The sequence below is a fragment of the Colwellia sp. BRX10-4 genome (genome assembly GCF_014077465.1).
Classification (GTDB): Bacteria; Pseudomonadota; Gammaproteobacteria; order Enterobacterales; family Alteromonadaceae; genus Colwellia_A.
On sequence record NZ_JACGVZ010000009.1, the window covers coordinates 46,815 to 66,736 of the forward strand.

At 38.0% G+C, this 19,922-nt stretch carries 16 protein-coding genes; 4 read left to right on the forward strand and 12 right to left on the reverse strand.

From position 1 onward, the window contains the following. Nucleotides 1-96: 96 nt before the first annotated feature. The 9 genes from H4J67_RS09230 to leuS all read right to left on the reverse strand — a co-directional run bounded on the left by H4J67_RS09230 (nucleotide 97) and on the right by leuS (nucleotide 9,776). Nucleotides 97-891, reverse strand: coding sequence for a septal ring lytic transglycosylase RlpA family protein (locus H4J67_RS09230; RefSeq protein WP_310650622.1), 795 nt, complete (start codon nucleotides 889-891; stop codon nucleotides 97-99). A gap of 30 nt (nucleotides 892-921) precedes the next feature. Continuing rightward, nucleotides 922-2,037, reverse strand: coding sequence for a rod shape-determining protein RodA (gene rodA, locus H4J67_RS09235; RefSeq protein ID WP_182203539.1), 1,116 nt, complete (start codon nucleotides 2,035-2,037; stop codon nucleotides 922-924). Beyond that, nucleotides 2,037-4,034 carry a penicillin-binding protein 2 gene (mrdA, locus tag H4J67_RS09240; protein ID WP_182171201.1) on the reverse strand — a complete coding sequence of 666 codons (1,998 nt, stop codon included), beginning with the start codon at nucleotides 4,032-4,034 and terminating at the stop codon, nucleotides 2,037-2,039. Before mrdA ends, rodA begins: the two co-directional genes overlap by 1 nt. Nucleotides 4,035-4,036: 2 nt before the next feature. Continuing rightward, nucleotides 4,037-4,507: a 23S rRNA (pseudouridine(1915)-N(3))-methyltransferase RlmH gene (gene rlmH / locus H4J67_RS09245; protein ID WP_182171204.1), complete on the reverse strand. Its 471-nt coding sequence runs from the start codon at nucleotides 4,505-4,507 to the stop codon at nucleotides 4,037-4,039. A gap of 28 nt (nucleotides 4,508-4,535) precedes the next feature. Next, nucleotides 4,536-4,853: a ribosome silencing factor gene (rsfS, locus tag H4J67_RS09250; protein ID WP_070376106.1), complete on the reverse strand. Its 318-nt coding sequence runs from the start codon at nucleotides 4,851-4,853 to the stop codon at nucleotides 4,536-4,538. Between the two features lie 70 nt (nucleotides 4,854-4,923). Further along, nucleotides 4,924-5,592, reverse strand: coding sequence for a nicotinate-nucleotide adenylyltransferase (nadD, locus tag H4J67_RS09255; protein ID WP_182171207.1), 669 nt, complete (start codon nucleotides 5,590-5,592; stop codon nucleotides 4,924-4,926). Then, nucleotides 5,579-6,622 carry a DNA polymerase III subunit delta gene (holA, locus tag H4J67_RS09260; RefSeq protein WP_182203541.1) on the reverse strand — a complete coding sequence of 348 codons (1,044 nt, stop codon included), beginning with the start codon at nucleotides 6,620-6,622 and terminating at the stop codon, nucleotides 5,579-5,581. The genes nadD and holA overlap by 14 nt, the downstream gene beginning before the upstream one ends. Beyond that, nucleotides 6,622-7,143: an LPS assembly lipoprotein LptE gene (gene lptE, locus H4J67_RS09265; protein WP_259368541.1), complete on the reverse strand. Its 522-nt coding sequence runs from the start codon at nucleotides 7,141-7,143 to the stop codon at nucleotides 6,622-6,624. Before lptE ends, holA begins: the two co-directional genes overlap by 1 nt. Before the next feature lie 29 nt (nucleotides 7,144-7,172). Beyond that, entirely contained in the window at nucleotides 7,173-9,776 is a 2,604-nt protein-coding gene (gene leuS / locus H4J67_RS09270) for a leucine--tRNA ligase (RefSeq protein WP_182203543.1), read from the reverse strand. Nucleotides 9,777-10,025: 249 nt separating this feature from the next. On the opposite strand from leuS, the gene H4J67_RS09275 reads away from it, so the two are divergent. The 4 genes from H4J67_RS09275 (at nucleotide 10,026) to hppD (ending at nucleotide 16,668) form a co-directional block, all read left to right on the forward strand. Next, the gene (locus H4J67_RS09275; RefSeq protein WP_182171216.1) at nucleotides 10,026-10,511 is read left to right on the forward strand and encodes a zinc ribbon-containing protein; all 486 of its coding nucleotides are present in this window, start codon (nucleotides 10,026-10,028) and stop codon (nucleotides 10,509-10,511) included. A gap of 117 nt (nucleotides 10,512-10,628) precedes the next feature. Beyond that, nucleotides 10,629-13,031 carry an ATP-binding protein gene (locus H4J67_RS09280; protein ID WP_182171218.1) on the forward strand — a complete coding sequence of 801 codons (2,403 nt, stop codon included), beginning with the start codon at nucleotides 10,629-10,631 and terminating at the stop codon, nucleotides 13,029-13,031. Between the two features lie 499 nt (nucleotides 13,032-13,530). Continuing rightward, nucleotides 13,531-15,333: a DEAD/DEAH box helicase gene (locus tag H4J67_RS09285; protein WP_070376112.1), complete on the forward strand. Its 1,803-nt coding sequence runs from the start codon at nucleotides 13,531-13,533 to the stop codon at nucleotides 15,331-15,333. A gap of 279 nt (nucleotides 15,334-15,612) precedes the next feature. Beyond that, nucleotides 15,613-16,668 (forward strand): 4-hydroxyphenylpyruvate dioxygenase, encoded by a 1,056-nt coding sequence (hppD, locus tag H4J67_RS09290; protein ID WP_182171224.1) that lies wholly within the window; start codon nucleotides 15,613-15,615, stop codon nucleotides 16,666-16,668. Between the two features lie 156 nt (nucleotides 16,669-16,824). Here hppD and H4J67_RS09295 read toward each other — a convergent pair whose 3' ends face one another. From H4J67_RS09295 to H4J67_RS09305, 3 genes are all read right to left on the reverse strand, one after another. Beyond that, complete coding sequence (locus H4J67_RS09295) at nucleotides 16,825-17,547, reverse strand: tRNA (adenine(22)-N(1))-methyltransferase TrmK (RefSeq protein ID WP_182171227.1); 723 nt, start codon at nucleotides 17,545-17,547, stop codon at nucleotides 16,825-16,827. Between the two features lie 28 nt (nucleotides 17,548-17,575). Beyond that, nucleotides 17,576-18,541 carry a 23S rRNA (adenine(1618)-N(6))-methyltransferase RlmF gene (gene rlmF, locus H4J67_RS09300; protein WP_182203544.1) on the reverse strand — a complete coding sequence of 322 codons (966 nt, stop codon included), beginning with the start codon at nucleotides 18,539-18,541 and terminating at the stop codon, nucleotides 17,576-17,578. Between the two features lie 137 nt (nucleotides 18,542-18,678). Continuing rightward, nucleotides 18,679-19,791 carry a DUF3083 family protein gene (locus tag H4J67_RS09305; RefSeq protein WP_182203545.1) on the reverse strand — a complete coding sequence of 371 codons (1,113 nt, stop codon included), beginning with the start codon at nucleotides 19,789-19,791 and terminating at the stop codon, nucleotides 18,679-18,681. Nucleotides 19,792-19,922 lie beyond the last annotated feature (131 nt).

Consider the following 19,922-nt stretch of genomic DNA (forward strand, 5'->3'; position numbering starts at 1 on the left):
CCTACGAAACTGAATGATAAAAGAAGAATTTTTTAGGAGTATACCATCTTTGTTACTGATTGCTATGGTGCTATCGTGGCAAATTGTTACGAATGATTACTTCAGACTAAATGCTTTTGGATAACCTGATTTTTTTAAACTGGTCAATAGTGTGTTTAACGCCTCTTCATCGTTGATTGGGCCCATTTGTACACGAAAAAGGCTATCATTCATTGGGATTATGGTATTTATTTGATATAAATTCTCTAGGGCTTGGGCTGTTTTATTGGCAAGCACTTCATTCTTAGTGGCGAAAACTTGAATATATTTACGTTGTTCACTATCTGTAGATAAGTTGTTTTCAGTCAGTTTTTCATTTATCTCAGTAACAGAAAAATCAGTAATAGCAGTGATCGTTACATTAGCCACCCCTGTTTTCATCATACCCAGTTTATAAGCCGCACTGTACGATAAATCAATAATTCGGTTTTGATGAAAGGGTCCGCGGTCATTTACTCTAACAATTACTGATTGACTATTGGCGTTGTTAGTGACTTTTAAGTAAGTGGGTAGGGGTAAATTTTTATGAGCCGCACTCATAGCGTACATATTATAAATTTCACCATTTGAGGTTAAATGACCATGGAATTTTTCACCATACCAGGAAGCAATACCCGTTTGGCTAAAATTTTCAGCACTTTTTAATACCGAATAAGTTTTGCCGCGCACTTGATACTGGCTTCTATTACCGCCTCTACTATGGGGTTCTGCTCTTGGCGTAATATCAATAAGCTCACTTGCGGTAGGGGCTCGGCTGGGCATACTATCTTTGTGTTGTTGATAGCGTCCGGTATTGACACTGCAGGCAGAAATCGAGACTAAAAGCGTGATTACTAATAATTGTATTTTCACTGGCAGATTCTTTTTATGTTGTTAATCAATTTAAGCAATAAAACGCTTGTGGGTACTAATCGCCATTAGCATGCCAAAACCTGCAAGTAATGTCACCATCGATGTTCCACCGTAACTGACTAAGGGCAAAGGAACGCCAACAACAGGCAATAATCCAGACACCATACCTATATTGACAAAAACATAAACGAAAAAGGTTAAAGTTATACTACCGGCTAAAAGTTTTGTGAATGCATGGTCGGCATGGACAGCAATCCATAAGCCTCGCATTACTATTATTAAATAGACACTGAGCAGTACGGCGACACCTACAAAGCCAAATTCTTCACTAAACACCGCGAAAATAAAGTCGGTATGGCGTTCAGGTAAAAATTCTAGTTGCGACTGTGTACCTTGTAACCAACCTTTGCCATGTAAACCACCTGAACCAATGGCTATTTTTGATTGAATGATATGATATCCAGAGCCAAGTGGGTCTTGCTCTGGGTCAAGAAAAGTTAATACACGCTGCTTCTGATAGGGCTTCATCAAAAACATCCAGAGAATGGGTGCAAATGCCGATGCTAAGCCAATACAAGCGATAATGAGTTTCCAGCTTGCTCCGGCAAGAAAAATCACAAAAACACCTGAACTGGCGATTAACAGTGATGTACCTAAATCAGGTTGCTTAGCAATTAATAAGGTTGGCAATAACACTAAAATAAATGCAATGGTGATGGTCGATATTTTAGCGGGTAAGTCATATTGGCTAACATACCAAGCGATCATAATGGGGACAATCAGTTTCATTATTTCAGAAGGCTGAAATTTCATAAAACCCAAGTCTAACCAACGCTGTGCGCCTTTACCTATATGACCGAATAAAAGTACGGCGATTAAGAGCAGCAAACCTAAAATAAATACGGGCACCGCCCATTTTTGATAGGAAAGGGGAGGGATTTGAGCAACGGCGAACATCACCAACAATGCTATACCTAAGCGGGTTATTTGACGGTAAACAATGGCAGTTTCTTGGCCACCTGCACTATAAACAACAAATAGCCCTAAGGTCATTAATGCTAAAATACCCAACAAAAGAGGCAAGTCAATATGAATTCTTTGCCAGAGACTTCGCTGCTTTTGTTGATCATGGCCAATATTACGCACTAGTTACGTCCTGTGTTTTTGTCAACACCATAAACATTATTGTGTTGTGGATGCTTACTTTTATCGGTACTAATAATGACTCTATCACCAAAATATTGATCCATAACTTGGCGCGCTACCGGCGCAGCATTAAAACCACCACCGCCTTCTAAAACATTTTCAACGACAACAGCAACCACTATTTCTGGATTCTCATAAGGAGCAAAAGCGACAAACATAGCATTGTTTCGCTGCCTTTCTTTAGTGGCTTCTGCATCATATTTTTCATCTTGTTTTTTTGCAATAAGTTGTGCTGTACCCGACTTTCCTGCGGCGTCATAGCGAGCACCTTTAAATGCAGGATATTTCTTTTGTGCCGTGTTATGCATAGCATCAAGCACTAAATCCCAGTGTTTATTGTCTTTTAAAATAATCGGAGGTTTATCATCATATTCTGCCATCTTAGTGACCATTTTATTGACCATATCAGCATCACGCTCAGCGGTAATGATCTCCTCATTGATTTGAACTTCTTCCACGACTAACTCTGTAGTAGCACGTAAAAAATGTGGGATTTTAATGTCGCCTTTATTCGTTAAAATAGAAAAAGCTTGAGCTAGCTGTAACGGTGTTACTGTCCAGTAGCCTTGACCAATACCAACCGCGATTGTATCGCCGGTATACCAAGGTTTATTGTATCGACTACGCTTGGTTTCTCTACCAGGCAAAATAGCGCGTTTATCTTCCCAGATATCAACACCCGTAAGATCGCCAAAACCAAATTTTTCCATCATGTCAGTAATCGTATCAATATCTAATTGGTACGCTAAATTATAAAAGAAAACATTACATGAGTGTTCAATGGCTTGATTAAGATCTACCCAGCCATGACCGGGCGCCCACCAATCACGGTATTTACGTTCAAGACCTTTTAGCTGAAACCAGCCAGGGTCGTAGAAGCGTGATTTATTGGTGATTACACCTGCTTCTAATCCTGTTAATCCGAGCAAAGGTTTGACTGTTGAGGCGGGTGGGTAACCTTGTACACTTCGATTAAGTAAGGGTCTGTCGTTTTTAGGATTAAGTAATTTACGATAGTTCTTACTGCTAATGCCATGAACAAATAAGTTTCCGTCATAACTTGGGTTTGAATACATGGCCAATATTTCACCACTTCGTGGATCAATTGCTACTACAGCGCCACGCTTACCAGCTAAGGCACGTTTAGCAATCATTTGTAATTCAATATCAATACTTAGGGTTAAGTTTTTGCCTGATATTGGGGGCGCATAATCAAGCGTTCTTATAATACGACCTTGATTATTTATTTCAACTTCTTGATGACCAATAGTGCCATGAAGAATATTTTCATAATATTTTTCTAAACCAAGCTTACCTATGTTACGGGTTGCTGCATAATCTTCATCTAAATTTTCTTCGGCCAAACGAATTGAATCTTTAAGGTTAATGCGGGCAACATAACCCAAAGAGTGGGTCGTTAAATCACCAAATGGGTAGTATCTTTTAAGACGAGCATCAATAAAAAAACCAGGGAATTTGTGTTGATTGACAGAGAATAATGCAACTTGCTGTGCGCTTAACCGCGAGTGCAGTTCTACCGGTTTAAAGCGTCGTTTACTTTTTAGCGCTTCAAAAAGCTTTTGCTGCTTTTCTTCACTGATATCAAGCAACTCACTGACTTCTACAATGTGTTTCTTCAAATCAACCGTTTGCTCAGCAATAACTTCCAGCGAATAAACGGGTTTGTTATCAGCGAGTAGAATGCCATTACGATCGTAAATTAGGCCGCGATTAGGTGCAACGGGAAGGAGTTTTATTCGATTGGAATTAGAGCGAGTTTGATATTTTTCATAAGAATTAATTTCTAACTCGTAGATATTGCTAATTAAGGTTAACAATAAAGCGAGTATACCGATAAAAGCAATAAAGGTTCTGCGTGCAAATAAATTAGCTTCTGCCGAATGGTTTCGAATAGCAACACGTTTGTTCGATGCCATTATTACTCTCGGTGATACGGGTGGTTATTGTTAATGCTCCAAGCTCGATACAGACTTTCAGCGACAACAATACGCACCATTGGATGTGGCAGGGTTAATGGCGATAAAGACCATTTTTGTTCTGAAGTTTTAATACAAGCGGGGGCTAAACCTTCGGGGCCACCAATAAGTAAAGCCACATCGCGACTGTCTAATTGCCAACGCTTAAGTTGTTGAGCAAGCTGTGGTGTTGTCCACGGTTTACCTTCCACTTCAAGCGTAACAATACGGTTACCCTTTGGGATTGCGTTTAGTAATAATTCGCCTTCTTTTTCTAGAATGCGAGCTATATCGGCGTTTTTACCACGCTTACCTGGCGGGATTTCTACTAAATGAAACGACATGTCGCGCGGAAATCGACGACAATATTCGTTAAAGCCTTGAGTAACCCATGCTGGCATTTTATTGCCAACAGCATATAAGGTAAGTCGCATAATAGTTTAGTTTACCTTCACTATTAGCTTAGTTCCACAATTCTTCTAACTGGTAACGGTCACGAATTTCGTCTGTCATTACGTGAACAATTAAATTGCCTAAATCAACTAACGCCCATTCGCCAACATCATTACCTTCAATACCTAACGGCTCAATACCTTTAGCGCGGCATTCGATGGCAACCGATTGTGCAATAGATTTAACATGGCGATTCGAGTTACCTGAACAGACAACCATATAATCAGCAAAGCCTGATTTTTTTCCGATGTCTAAAGTCGTGATGTCACGACCTTTCATTTCTTCGATTTTTTCAATAACAAATGCGTTTAACGCTTCAACTTGCAAGGGAATTACTCTTAGTGTAAATAATAATGCGCTATAATATCATCATTTTTTCTGCAGGTTAACTAGCAAATTATTTTTGATAGAGTTTTTTTTCAATAATGTAATGATGTACGCATTCTGTTAGGTGATTATTCTGTTTTTTATTGCTTAAAAGTTGTTGGCGTATTTCACTTGAAGAAATATTAAGCGACTGGTTTTGATGGAAAATAATGCCGCCAGCATCTTGTTGCTTTATTTCTGCTAGGTCATCTATTTGATGGTTTTTTAATAGTTGTTGAGTGGCGGTATTAATTTGATTTAATTGATAGCCAGGTCGAATATTGACGACAATATGACAGAGTGACAAAATAGTTTGCCATTGATGCCATAGAGTAAAGTTAAGGAACGAGTCCATCCCTATGATAAAAAAAACCCGACTGTTGGGTTGCTCTTGTTTTATTTCACGTAAACTTTTGACGGTATAAGAAGCGCTATGTCGTTTTAATTCGCGATTATCAAGCTGAAATAATGGCTGCTGTTGGCAAACAAGGTTCACCATAGCTGTTCGGTGCTTAGCGCTGGCTGTTGTGGTGTTTTTATGAGGCGGCAAATGGGCAGGTAAAAAGAAGAGTTGTTCAACATTAAGCCATGTTGCTGTTTCTTTTGCTGTTTCAATATGGCCATTATGGATAGGGTCAAATGTTCCCCCCATTATGGCAATATTTTTCTTAATTTCGCTTACTCGCTTAGTCGAATTCATAATCTAAATTGAATTTTTTGGTGGTTTGCCCGTGATAGAGACTTATACAAACATCTGCCAGTAATATAAAAGGATTAAAGTCACTACTGGTTTTACTGATCAAGTCAGTTTGTGCTAAACGCGCTTGAGCTTGGTAAATATTGTCACGACTAATATGTTTAAGGGCATACTGATACAGAGGTTTCTTTTTATCCCATATTCGATATTTTTTATAAATACTATCGATACTCTCACCTTGTTCAATTTGCTCTAGCATAGTTGATAATTGCACTATCTCTTTGTGAATAAACCAAATAAGCTGACCGATTGCAGCGCCTTCGTGTTGCAGTTGATCTAACATGCCAATACATTTTTTCAAGTCACCACTAAGTAAGGTATCAACCACCTGAAAAGGGTTAAATTTTGCTTGTTTAATGAGTAATTTTTCTGCGTCTTCAGCAACAATTAGTTGTGTACCAAACAACAATGAAAATTTTTGTAATTCTTGTTCTAAAGCCGGTAAGTTACCTTCAAAAAGCTCTATCATCAATGGGGTGACATCGTGATGAATATTTAATTTATGCTGTTTGATTTGTTGATTTAACCACTGTTGTAATTGACGACCTTCAATATCATAAAGCGGGACAAAACAACCTAACTGTTCTAATGATTTAAACCATTTTCGTTTTTGACCCGCACTGTCGATTTTAGGGCCATGAAAGATTAGCTGTACATCAGGATGAAAGTTTTCACTGAGTTTAAGTAGTATTTTACTGCCGGCGTCAGCTATTTTCCCGTTGACTAGTTCTATTTCAATGATGCGCTGTGCTGAAAATAGGCTCATCGCTTGATACTCTTCAACCAAAAGGTTCCAGTCAAATTTATCGTCAGCACTAAAACGGATAACTTCACTAAACCCCTGTTGCTGACAGTGCTGTTTTATTGCGGTTAAGCTGTTGTTCTTTTGCCAAGGCTCATCACCAAAAACTAACCAAACAGGCTTAAACCCCTGATTGAGGGTATTAGATAGCTGGTTATGATAGATCCGCATTAGATTTTAATCGTAGAGAGGTCGCGTAAGATTTTATTAGCCGCTTCTTTACGCATTTCACTTAACATTAATTCCAGTTCCCGACTTTTAGCAAGTGCAATATTGGGATCATCTTGATAATCGCGATTAAGTTCAAAAACAAAAGAGCGAACATCATTTTGTGAAAGTACTAGCCGATATCTAACGGTATAAATCAATTCGTATTCTGCCACTTGCCCATTTGGAAATACGGATAAAGTGCGACGATTTAGGCTGTCTTTTGAAAGTTTAAGTTGCGGGACATTCTCTGTAGCTTGGCTTAGCAACTTTATTTTATTTATCGTTAAGTGTTGCTTAACTTGGCGAGTAAGCTCCCCAAATTTATCAGCGGAACTTAAGTGCAAAGTTTGCAGTTGCGGCGATAATAAGTAATCACCGCGTAAAGCAAAGCCACAGCTTGATAAAAACAAGGTGAGTAACACCAAAGTAGCCGTGGCTACCCGTGTTTGGTGTTTTGTCTTTTTTTTGTGCATATGGCTCATTCTTATTACCTTGTAGGACTTTTTCGCGATTAGTTAGCAACAATGTTTAAAAGTTTACCCGGTATATAGATAACTTTACGAATTGTCTTATCATCAATAAAGCGGACCACTGTTTCATCACTTAAACCTAAGGCTTCAACTTCTTCTTTGCTGGCGTTAGCTGAAACAGTAATTTTAGCACGTACCTTACCGTTAACTTGTACGATAATTAACTTCTCGTCTTCAACCAAAGCACTCTCATCAACGATAGGCCAAGATGCTTCTTCAATCGAGTCATTATTGTTATTCGCACTGCCTAATGTTTTCCAAATCTCATGACACATATGTGGTGTAATTGGCGTCAACATTATAATGACAGCGCGAACGGCTTCTTGCATAACCGCTCTGTCTTCAACACTAACCAAATTTGCTTTCGATAAATGGTTCATTAATTCCATAATTGAAGCTATAGCGGTATTAAAGGTGTTTCTTCGGCCAATATCATCACTGACTTTTGCTATAGTTTTGTGCAACTCGCGGCGTAATGTTTTCTGCGCTGCATTTAAAGTTAATGTGCTCAGTAGTGCCACTTCGCCATGTTCTTTGACTTGTTCGCTAAAATCAAAGGCGAGTTTCCAAACACGCTTTAAGAAACGGTGTGCGCCTTCAACACCTGAATCAGACCATTCAAGGGTTTGCTCTGGTGGTGAAGTAAACATAATAAATAAACGTACAGTATCTGCGCCATATTTGCTTATAACTTCTTGTGGGTCGATGCCGTTATTTTTTGACTTTGACATTTTACTCATACCAGCAGAAATAACTGGTTTGCCGTCAAGCTTGCTAACAGCCGAAGTAACTTGTCCTTTTTCATCACGCTCAACGTCTACATCTGTTGGTGAAATCCAATCTTGACCACCATTATCTGCCTCGCGGTAATAGGTATCTGCTAATACCATGCCCTGACATAATAACTTTTTAAACGGTTCATCACAGTTTACTAAACCGGCGTCACGCAATAACTTGTGAAAAAAACGCGCGTAAAGTAAATGCAAAATAGCATGCTCAATCCCGCCGATGTATTGATCAACAGGTAGCCAATAATTTGCCTTAGCGGGATCAATCATTTGGGTATCATCGTTCGGTGAACAGTAACGTGCGTAATACCAAGAGGATTCCATGAACGTATCAAAAGTATCAGTTTCACGGAATGCTTCTTCACCGTTATAAGTGGTTTTTGCCCACTCAGGATTGTCTTTAATCGGTGATGTAACGCCATTCATGATAACTTCTTCAGGCAACTCAACGGGTAACTGGTCAAGAGGTACAGCGACAGATTCACCATTTGCTAGGTGCATCATAGGAATGGGAGTACCCCAATAACGCTGACGAGAAACACCCCAGTCACGCAAACGGTAGTTAACTTTTACAGATCCTTTGTTTTCACTGATTAATCTTTCTGATATCGCTTTAAAGGCCGCTTCAAAGCCTAAACCGTCGTATTCACCTGAATTAATTAACAAACCCTTTTCAGTAATTGCTGCTTTACTGAAATCGTCGTCTTTGCTACCAGCAATAACTTGGGTAATGTCCAAGCTGTATTTAGTGGCAAATTCGAAGTCACGTTGATCGTGGCCAGGAACAGACATTACTGCACCTGAACCGTAATCCATTAAGACAAAGTTTGCTGCCCATACTGGAACGATGTTACCCGTTAGTGGGTGAATCGCTTTAAGACCGGTATCGGCACCTTTTTTCTCCATCGTTGCCATATCGGCTTCGGTAGATTTATTGGTTTTACATTCTGTAATAAAGTCACTCAAAGCTGGGTTGTTTTTTGCTGCAGCTAAAGCCAGTGGATGCTGCGCAGCAAGTGCTACGTAAGTAACTCCCATGAGTGTATCTGGACGTGTAGTATAGATGTCAAAGCTTTCATTTGAATCTGCAACTTGGAAGGTCATTTCAATACCTTCGCTGCGGCCAATCCAATTACGTTGCATGGTCTTAACTTGTTCTGGCCATTCGGTAAGTTGGTCTAAATCTGTAAGTAACTCTTCAGCGTAATCAGTAATTTTAATAAACCACTGTGGAATTTCTTTACGTTCAACCGGTGCGCCTGAACGCCAACCGCGTCCGTCAATAACCTGCTCGTTTGCCAATACTGTTTGATCAACGGGATCCCAGTTGACCGTAGCATTTTTCTTATAAACTAAACCTTTTTCGTAAAGTTGCGTAAAGAACCATTGTTCCCATTTGTAATAGTCTTTTTTACACGTCGCTAATTCACGGCTCCAGTCGTAAGCAAAACCCAGTGATTGTAATTGGTTACGCATGTAATCAATATTTTCATAGGTCCATTTAGCTGGCGCTGTTTTGTTTTTAATTGCCGCATTTTCTGCAGGTAAACCAAATGCGTCCCAACCCATAGGTTGCATAACATTTTTGCCTTGCAGGCGCTGATAGCGAGAGATAACATCACCTAAACTATAATTACGCACATGCCCCATATGTAAACGTCCACTTGGATAAGGGAACATAGCAAGACAGTAATATTTTTCTTGACCGGGCTTTTCTTCGGCTTTAAAGGTATTGTTATCAGTCCAAAATTTTTGAACTTGCGCTTCGATAGCTTGGGGATTGTAAATGGATTCCATTAAAGATTTCTCAAACACTTTAGAATGTGGTGTTCATTAGCCAATCAATAGTAAATTGACCGCGATTATGAACGCATAAAAATAATGGCGATAGAATACCTTATATACCTGTCTCACATCAAGATACTGTTTTGAGCATATTGAAGTAAAGGAAGGATATGTTATAGTTTTTAGAAGTTTATTTGATTTGTTTTTTCTATAAAGCTATGACTAGCTATACTTAATCTATAAGTCGTCAAGGAATGTGTTATGAAATCAAAAAATAGTGTTTTTCAAGAGCTTTATCAAGCTTTAGTTACATGGGCTGAAGATGTTAACCAGCATGAGATAACTGATATTGTTAACAAAGTAGAGCAAAGTAAGCTTTACTTGCAAGCGGCAGAAAAACTACCTGAAGAGAAAGTTAAGCAGTTTGTTGATAATTTACGTTTTGATATCAACGAATTTATTATTCAAAATGAAGCACAAGCCAAACATTCCCTCTATTTAGGCTTACTCAATGAGTCTTTCTGGAAAAATATGCAAGCGATTACTGATAAGTCACAAGTGGAGTGGTCAGAGCTTGATGAAGATATTAAGCATCGTGGTCTATATGAAACGGGCGACTTTATTGGTTTTGGTTTGTTAGAGTGCCAGCATTGCCAAGAAAAAATAACATACAGTCATGCGGCGGATGTTGCTGATTGTTTTAATTGCGGCGGTAGTTCTTTTATAAGGTTACCCTTTGCTCCTTAAAACGAAGCTGGGACGCCACTAAAATTTACTAATTATTTAAAATGAGGGTACACTGGCATTATTAAATTTATTAATTATTATACGCTTGTTTTTTAAGCGTTATCAGTGAGATATTGTATGCCTTCATCCGTTAAGTTAACTTCTTCAATTACTCGGTTACCTGTTGAAAAATTAACTGCTCAATTATCTGCTGAGCAGTTTTCTAATGCTGAAGTCACTCCTGATGTAGAGCAAATTATTATCGGTCATGCTCGCGCTAAAGAGGCGCTTGAATTTGGTTTGTCTATGGAAGCTCCTGGTTTTAATGTTTTTGCTATGGGAGAGCATGGTACGGGCAGACAAACCTTAATTAAGCAAATGTTAGCAACAACCGCTGGCAATCAAGAAACGCCTTATGAGTGGTGTTATATCAATAATTTTGATGATGTTCATGCACCGCACAACCTCTATTTAAGTCCCGGAGATGGTAAACAATTATTGGCACGTATCAATACTTTTATTGATGAATTATTAGACGTGTTTCCTGAGATTTTTGATAACCCAAGTTATCAACGACAAAAGTCGGCGGTTGATCGCGCATTTAATAAAAAATATGATCAAGCCATCGCTGAAGTCGAAGAAAGTGCTTTAAAAGATAATGTTTTATTATTTGAAGAAAATGGAGAGATTGGTTTTTCACCGCTGGTTGAGGGAAAACCTTTAAATGATAAAGAATTTGCCGGTTTAGATGAAGGTAAACGTGCTGACTTTTATCTGTTGCTAGATAAATTAGAAAATTTCCTCTCTGAAAAATTGATTGAATTACCACAATGGAAACGCATCTCATCGGATAAATTACGTAAATTAAAAAATGAGACAGCAGAACAAGCTATTAGGCCGTTTCTAGAAGAATTAGAACATGAGTTTTCCAGTAATATTGGTGTGTTAAAGTACTTGTCAAAAGTAAAAACCCATGTAGTCGATACTGTTTTAGAAATTCTTGTTGATGAAAGTGTTGAGAACAGAAACGATAAAGATGCGCGTAAACTTATGGTTGAACAATTTTTACCTAATTTACTCGTTTCTCAAAAACCTGATGCTGGCGCTCCTGTTATTTATGAGCAAAACCCAACCTTTCAAAACTTATTTGGCCATGTTGATTTCGCGAGCTTTCAAGGAAGCACCTATACCAGTTATCGATTAATTAGACCTGGAGCATTACATAAGGCTAATGGCGGTTATTTAATTTTAGAGGCAGACAAGTTACTCAATCAACCCCTTGTCTGGGCACGTTTAAAATTAGCGCTTAAATCACAAGAAATTACCATTGAAAATCCTTACTCCGAATATAGTCAACCGGGCTCATTTAGCTTACAACCTGAAAAAATTCCATTAAACGTTAAAGTGATATTGCTTGGTGACCCCGAAATTTATTACATGTTGCAAGACTATGATCAAGAGTTCACCGAATTATTTAGGGTCTTAGCAGACTTTGATCAGTATCTTGAAAGTAACGAAGAAAATCTTAATGATTACGCTCATTTGATTCGCCAGCGTGCACATAAATACAGCTATCCACATGTCAGTAATGAAGCTGTATTAGAGCTAGTGCGCTATGCATTGAGACGTGCAGAGCATCAACATAAGATTTCGGCTAATATTGTTCAAGTAAACGACTTACTTGATGAAGCTTTTTATTTGTGGAAAAAAACAGACAACAAAGGTCATTTAACTGCCAGCCATGTTGCTTTAGCGCTTGCAGCTAAACAGCGAAGAACTGGCCGAATGAGTGAGTCATGGTTAGGCGAAATAAAAGAAAAACAAGTATTGATTGACACCCAAGGGCACCATATCGGTAAAGTCAATGGTTTAACTGTCTTAGAAATAGGAGACAGTGTTTTTGGAACGCCTGCGCGGATTACAGCAACCGTTTATGCGGGAAGTGAAGGTGTCACTGATATAGAAAGAGAAGTAGACTTAGGTAAGTCTATTCACTCCAAAGGCGTGCTGTTATTAACCGGGTATTTAGGACATAAATACGGGCAAGGTTTTCCAGTGTCAATTTCTGCTAACCTTGCAATAGAACAGTCTTACGGACATATTGATGGTGACAGTGCGTCTATGGCGGAACTTTGTGCGCTTATTTCTGCTATTTCTTTACTGCCAATTAAACAAGGCTTTGCCATTACTGGTTCGATTAACCAGCACGGAGGTGTGCAATCAATTGGTGGCGTAAATGAAAAAATTGAAGGTTTTTATCGTTTATGTAAGGACGAAGGCTTAACGGGAAAACAAGGGGTTATTATTCCGCGCACCAATGTTAATAATCTGATGTTAGCGGACGATGTTATTGAAGCGGTTAAAAACAACCAATTTGCCATTCACGCTGTTGAAGACATTGATCAAGCATTAGAGTTGCTGATGAATGAACCCGCTGGAGAAATTAGTCGAACGGGGCGCTACCCAAGAAAATCTATTCATGGTTTAGTTTTAAATAAACTTTCACTTTTTTCTGATTTGTTAACGGGTGCTGACGAGTAATTAAAATATTATCTACGTTTAAATGATTTTAATATAGGTCAGGCATATATAAGCGTCTGGCCTTTTTTATATCAATGTCTAGATAAAATGACCGATATAGCTCAGGCCACAGAGGATTACTTGTCAGTATTTGTAATTTAACCCCAGCCGTTTCTTTTTCACGGCCAATCTCATTACCGCTGTTATTTATCTTTATTGGTATTAAATACATTTTTCTGATTGTTTTTTGAACAAAATGATTTATATACCTTGAATAATAAATAAATGTCAGTATAATGCGCGCCTCGATAACAGTGATTCTGACTTGAATATTTTCTTTCACACTGGTTATACGAAATGAGTGGGGTTTTCCGCCCAATAGACTTCTTAGCTAATATTCTTTATTAGCCCTATGTTCTTTAGTGAACGTGCCTTAAGTCTTCCTGGTGGTTTCCTCGTATATAACGCGGAATGTTTTGGTTACTTTTAACCTATTCCGCCACAAGAGAAGACAAAATTTATGACTACTTCTAACGATGCTCCTGTGAGCTTTGACTCTTTAGGCTTGCCTGAAACTTTATTATCTGCTGTAAAATCTATCGGTTTCGAAAACTCAACTGATATTCAAGCAAAAACTATTCCGCCATTATTAGCGGGTAAAGATGTTTTAGGTGAAGCACAAACAGGTACAGGTAAAACTGCTGCCTTTGGTTTACCTGCATTGGCTAAAATTGATGTTTCATTGAAAAAGCCACAGTTAATGGTGTTAGCACCAACACGTGAATTAGCGATGCAAGTTGCTGAAGCAATTGAAAGCTTCGGTAAAAATATGAAAGGTTTATTGGTTGCTACTTTATACGGTGGTCAATCATACCAGCCACAATTTCAACAATTAGAGCGTGGCGCTCAAGTTGTTGTTGGCACACCTGGTCGTTTAATGGATCACTTACGTCGTAAGAGTCTAAAACTAGGTAACTTATCTTTTTGTGTACTTGATGAAGCTGATGAAATGCTTAACATGGGTTTCCTTGAAGACATTCAGTGGATACTTGACCATTTACCAGAAACGACGCAAATGGCTTTGTTCTCTGCAACTATGCCACCAGCAATTCGTAAAATTGCTAACCGTTTCTTAAAAGATCCAGAACATATTAAAATTGCTGCTGTTAAACAGTCAAAAGCAAATATTTCTCAATTTGCTTGGAAAGTTAGTGGCATTCGTAAAATTACCGCTTTAGAGCGTATAGCTGAAATCGTTGATTACGATGCGATGATAGTTTTCGTACGTACTCGTAGCGACACGGTAGAAGTTGCAGAACAACTAGAGCGAGCTGGTTACCCAGCATTAGCTTTAAACGGCGACATGAACCAAGCACAACGTGAACGTTGTATCGAACAAATGAAATCAGGTAAGTCATCTATATTAGTGGCAACTGATGTTGTTGCTCGTGGTTTAGATATTCCACGTATTTCATTAGTGGTTAACTATGATTTACCAGGCGACAATGAAGCTTATGTTCACCGTATCGGTCGAACAGGTCGTGCCGGTCGTGAAGGTATGTCAATTGCATTTGTTCGTCCTCGCGAAATGCACTCTCTACGTCATTACGAACGTTTAACTTCAGGTGTTATTAACACTTATGAATTACCAAATATTGAAGAAATTGGTAAAAAACGTATTGAACGTACACGTGTTGAAATGGCGCAAATTGTTGCAGATAAAGATTTAGTAAACATGCGTGAAATTGTTGAAGCAATGGCCAATGAATCAGAGCTTTCTATGACTGATTTAGCTGCAGCTTTATTGTTCCAAAAACAATTAAACCAGCCATTACAACCAAAAGAAGATCCTAAGCCTCGTCGTGAAACGCGTGAACGTAGTGACCGTGATTCTAGAAGTGAGCGTGGTGGTCGTAACGAAAGTCGTGGCGGCAGAAATGAACGTGGTGGTGAACGTGGCGCTGAGCGTGGTGGCGAACGTGCTCCTCGTAAAGTTAAAGTTAACCGTACCGACGTTGATTGGCAGACATACCGTTTAGAAGTAGGTAAAGAGCATGGTGCACGTCCTGGTGATATCGTTGGCGCAATCGCTAATGAAATTTCGTTAGATAGTAGCTACATCGGTGCCATTAACTTACATGATAAACATACTTATGTTCAGTTACCAAAAGGTATGCCAGAGAAGTCATTTGAGCAATTAAAGCGTGTTAAAATTCGTCGTCAATCATTAGAAATTACGGTTTCAGATGTTAAGACGGTTGAATCAACACCAACAACTGATCGTCCTCGTAAACGTCAAGAGCGTTCTAATCGTCCTAGCTAGTCGATAAATAAATAATAAAAAGGTACGTATATCGTACCTTTTTTTATGCCCGTAATTTGCCAAAAAGCATGAATACTTTAGCGTTAATTAGTCATGTAAACATAACTGAACAGCTATTGGCTAAGCACTATATGGCTTGTCTTGACGTCGAATACATTCCGCACAGATAGCACGTACATTTTCTGTTACGCTGCGATGCTTTATTAGATTTGCTTTGCGCTATCTCTTCATTGAAAACCTAGTAATAATGCAGCTATTGATTCTTTAAGAGAGATAAACATGACTGATGTAAAAAATCCACTTAACCTTCGTGGTATTGAATTCACTGAATATGCGACACCCGATTCAGATTTTATGGAAAACGCTTTTTATGGTTTTGGTTTTTCAAAAACAAAAAAGTTTAAAGGTCGTGATATCGATTACTTTAATCAAAATGATATTCATTTTTTATTAAATAATGAAAAAGCAGGTTTTTCAAAAGAATTTGCTAAAAGCCATGGTCCTGCTATTTGCTCTATGGGCTGGCGTGTAGACAATGCTGATTTTGCTTTTGAAGAAGCGATTAAGCGTGGTGCTAAATCTGCGGCTAATGAAGACAACAAATTACCTTATCCCGCTATTTTTGGTATTGGTGACAGTTTAATTTATTTTATTGAGAAATTTGCAGCGTCAACGACTAATCCGGGTTCTATCTACGAAGATGACTTTGAAGCGATTGACGCTCCAGTTATTAACGAAGATAAAGGTTTTTTACGTGTTGATCATTTAACGAACAATGTTCATCAAGGTACGATGGAGCATTGGGCTAATTTCTATAAAGATATTTTTGGCTTTACCGATGTGCGCTACTTTGATATTAAAGGTGAGAAAACTGCACTAATTTCATACGCGTTAGCATCGCCTTGTGGCACTTTCTGCTTACCAATTAATGAAGGTAAGGGTAAGAAGAATAACCAAATCGATGAGTACTTAGATGAGTATAACGGTCCTGGTGTTCAACACTTAGCCTTTATCAGTGATGACTTAGTTGGCTCTTTAGACAAGTTAGATAAAAATATTATTGATACCCTTGATATCGTCCCTGAGTATTATGATGACGTATTTAAACGCATTCCTTGGGTTAAAGAAGATCATAAACGCATTCAAGATCATCAAATTCTTGTCGATAGCCAAAAAGAAAACTCGTATTTATTACAAATTTTCACTAAAAATATTTTTGGTCCAATCTTTATCGAAATGATTCAGCGTGTTGACGACCAAGGTTTTGGAGAAGGCAATTTTACCGCTTTGTTTAAATCTATTGAGCTTAACCAAATGGAAAAAGGTACCGTTTAATTTTTATAAATGAGCGGTATAATGATTAAAGGTCTGCTTATGCAGGCCTTTTTTGTTGCTATTTTGCGTTTATTTAAGTGGCTTAGTTACTTGATTTTTAACGAATAAACTTAGATGTAATACAAATTAATCCAGATTTTTTTAAGGTTTTCTTAGCTAGGTTGTAAGGGAAGAGTATTGTTCAATAATACGGTTAATCGTTTGTTTCTCATTATCTTTTGCGGCCAGTAACATACGCTTATAATGGCCAATGGTTTTCGCTAAATATTGTTGATGTGATTTAATCGACAAATCCCACATTTTATCACCGGTAGGTGATATTTTATTTAAAGTGTTATCAATGTCGGCAGATGCACCAAACTGTTTTTTGACATGGATAATTTCATAGCAACGTTTGTTTTCAGTAACGATACATTCATCCAGTAAAATAAAATTATGAGCTATTAGGGTTTGTCTTACCGGGTAGTTGTAATGCACGGGGCAAACGATAAACTCTATTTCGCTTGTTGGGGGAACGAGCGAGTTTTGCTGAAAATTAGTGATGATACTTTCAATAAAACTAATGAGTAGCTCTCCACCAACGCCAGCAATAATAACTAACTGTTTATCTTGTATTGCCAACGGTAGCTTTGCGACATCAATACAATGGACCTGCCAAGCTTGGATATAGTCGTCTGCACTAAAGTGCTTTTGTAATAATGATTCAAGATGCGTGGTTAATGAGGGAACAATATCGACAAAATGCACAGTGTCAGCTGTTTGGCGCTTTAATAATGTTAGTCCCAGTAAACCATGATCACAGCAACAATCCCAAATGCTTTGATAGTGAGTACTGACCATATTATCTATTTTTTGCAATCGTTGACTAATGTTTCTCATCTGCGTGCTTAAACCAAATTAAACCAAATTAAACCAAATTAAACCAATTTTTTTGCTGGCTTTCATCGAGAAAACTCCAAGCAATAAAACGACTGATTTTTTGTCCTTGCGCCATATCTACAACTTTTATTTGTTTGGCTTTCGACTTATTAAGCGTCTGCTTTAGTTGGCTAATGTGGTCTTTTTTTGACACTAAGCAGGTAAACCATAGCACTTGTTTTTGGATAGATTTACTTTCTTTTATCATCTGATTAATAAAGGCAAGCTCGCCACCTTCGCACCATAATTCCGCATTTTGACCGCCAAAATTTAACGAAACACTGGGGCTGGTTGTTAGGGAAGGTGTTAACGTTTTTTTATTTGCCGCTAAATTTTTGACTTTCCGAGCTGAGCCTTTTGTTGCCTCAGCCAATGAACGATGAAAAGGAGGGTTACACATGGTTAATTCAAAGCGATCATCTTCTTCAATGATGCCATTAAATATTTGTGATGAATTCGGCTGTAAGCGACAAGTAATCGATTTTTTAAACGACTTGTCAGCAGAGATTATTTGCTTGGCAACTTTAATGCACGTCGGATCTATATCGGTGCAAGTAAACTGCCATTGATATTCACGTTGACCTAAAATAGCATAAATGCAACTTGCCCCGGCGCCTATATCAAGCACGGATATTTTGCTTTCCTTTAAGGTTGAAGTTGCAGGGAGTGATATTACTAATAAATCAGCAAGATAATGAATATAGTCGACTCTGCCAGGGATAGGTGGACATAAATACCCCGTAGGTATATCCCATTGATTTACTTGATAGTGATATTTCAATAATGCCTGATTAAGTGCTTTTACCGCCTTTGCATTGGCAAAATCAATAGATAAGTTCTGATATTTATTGGTATGAACAAAGGGTTTTAATGTCGGTAACGACTGGCACAGTGCTAAAAAATCATAACCGTTGTTATGGCGGTTGCTTGGATGAAGGTTTTGTTTTAATGGCACGAATTTTCTCTACAAATAAATATCCCTAACATTTTAACATTTCCTTTATAGCCATGCCACATGATAATAAATGATAAGTTTGTCGTATATAAAGGTTATACGACAAACGTCAATAGCATCATCTTTACTTGAATGGTTTAAAGGTCATAACCTAGGTGCTGGTGTAAACGGATGACTAATTCTTCTTTCGAATTAACATAGCCTAGTTTTTCAGCAGTTGAACGCAGTGCTTGTTCAGCTAAATTAAGGAATTTACCATAGCCTTGACTCGTTTTATGATCTTCTGATGCTATGATAACAAATTGTATGGAATCAACTAAGCAATCGCCAGCAAAATGTAAGGTGAAGTTATTATTAGGTTCAAATGGGTTGAAGCTTAATTTTTGTAACTCACCTGCAGCTTTATGCTTTTCTTCCAAACGACTTCTGACGATAGGTATTAAACCATTGGCTAAAATAGCACCTTCGAATAAATGTTGCTTATTAGCCGACTCAATAAAAGCATGGCTGATTAAATCATAGAGTGGTTGATAAGGTTGCTCTTTTGATTTATCAATATTAAGTAGTTCTTTGATGCGGCGGTTAATAGGTAAATCAGCCACTACATAAGTAAGTACATCTCTTTTGTCTGGCAAGCTAATATCATCAGCGGCATAGCGATTTTTTAAAGTACGTAATTTATGGGTTTGTGTACCCGTAACGCCTTTATCTTTAGAGAATAAATCATAAGTAAAATGTTGGTGATCACAGACTCTTACTGTTGATTTATTAATGTGGTTAACGTCAATAAACTCATTTAAAGCGAGCACAACATTCTTATGAAACTCTGCTGAGGTTTGGCGAACATCGTCACCATTAGCTAAAAATACCAGTGTAATAACTCGCACGCGCTTTTTGCCATTAATGTAAGTGTTTTGGCTGTAATGGTTGCGCGGACTGTACAAAAAAAGAATTTCTTCATCAGTTTGTACGGTTAATTTTTCTGGGCTATAACGGATACGAGCAAATTTTCCGTTAGCAATAAATTGTCCACTTTCTATGTCTAATTTATTATTCACGTCAAAGAAACTATCAGCTAAATGTTGATATAGACGCTGGTAGGGCTGCTCACTAGTTCGATCAATTAATTGATTGTTAAGACTGATTAACTCGTCAGTCAGTGGGAATTTAACTAACAAGTAGTGATTAGTACGCGCAGATGACGGAATGTATACTTTATGCTGATTATTACGAGAACGTGAGATAGGCATTTTATTTCCTTATTAAATAGAGTCATAAATCTTAAAGGCATTATAACAAGAAGCGTCTGTATTCACATGATCTAAAACAAAAATTTGGAGTATGATCACTTTATTCTCTCGTTTAAAAATTTTCGAGGGTA

Bases quoted from the DNA above. Each gene is read 5' to 3' on its own strand.
- mrdA (WP_182171201.1), bottom strand. From the start codon at position 4,034: ATGGCATCGAACAAACGTGTTGCTATTCGAAACCATTCGGCAGAAGCT.
- rlmH (WP_182171204.1), bottom strand. From the start codon at position 4,507: ATGCGACTTACCTTATATGCTGTTGGCAATAAAATGCCAGCATGGGTT.
- nadD (WP_182171207.1), bottom strand. From the start codon at position 5,592: ATGAATTCGACTAAGCGAGTAAGCGAAATTAAGAAAAATATTGCCATA.
- holA (WP_182203541.1), bottom strand. From the start codon at position 6,622: ATGCGGATCTATCATAACCAGCTATCTAATACCCTCAATCAGGGGTTT.
- lptE (WP_259368541.1), bottom strand. From the start codon at position 7,143: ATGAGCCATATGCACAAAAAAAAGACAAAACACCAAACACGGGTAGCC.
- leuS (WP_182203543.1), bottom strand. From the start codon at position 9,776: ATGGAATCCATTTACAATCCCCAAGCTATCGAAGCGCAAGTTCAAAAA.
- H4J67_RS09275 (WP_182171216.1), top strand. From the start codon at position 10,026: ATGAAATCAAAAAATAGTGTTTTTCAAGAGCTTTATCAAGCTTTAGTT.
- H4J67_RS09280 (WP_182171218.1), top strand. From the start codon at position 10,629: ATGCCTTCATCCGTTAAGTTAACTTCTTCAATTACTCGGTTACCTGTT.
- H4J67_RS09285 (WP_070376112.1), top strand. From the start codon at position 13,531: ATGACTACTTCTAACGATGCTCCTGTGAGCTTTGACTCTTTAGGCTTG.
- hppD (WP_182171224.1), top strand. From the start codon at position 15,613: ATGACTGATGTAAAAAATCCACTTAACCTTCGTGGTATTGAATTCACT.
- H4J67_RS09295 (WP_182171227.1), bottom strand. From the start codon at position 17,547: ATGAGAAACATTAGTCAACGATTGCAAAAAATAGATAATATGGTCAGT.
- H4J67_RS09305 (WP_182203545.1), bottom strand. From the start codon at position 19,791: ATGCCTATCTCACGTTCTCGTAATAATCAGCATAAAGTATACATTCCG.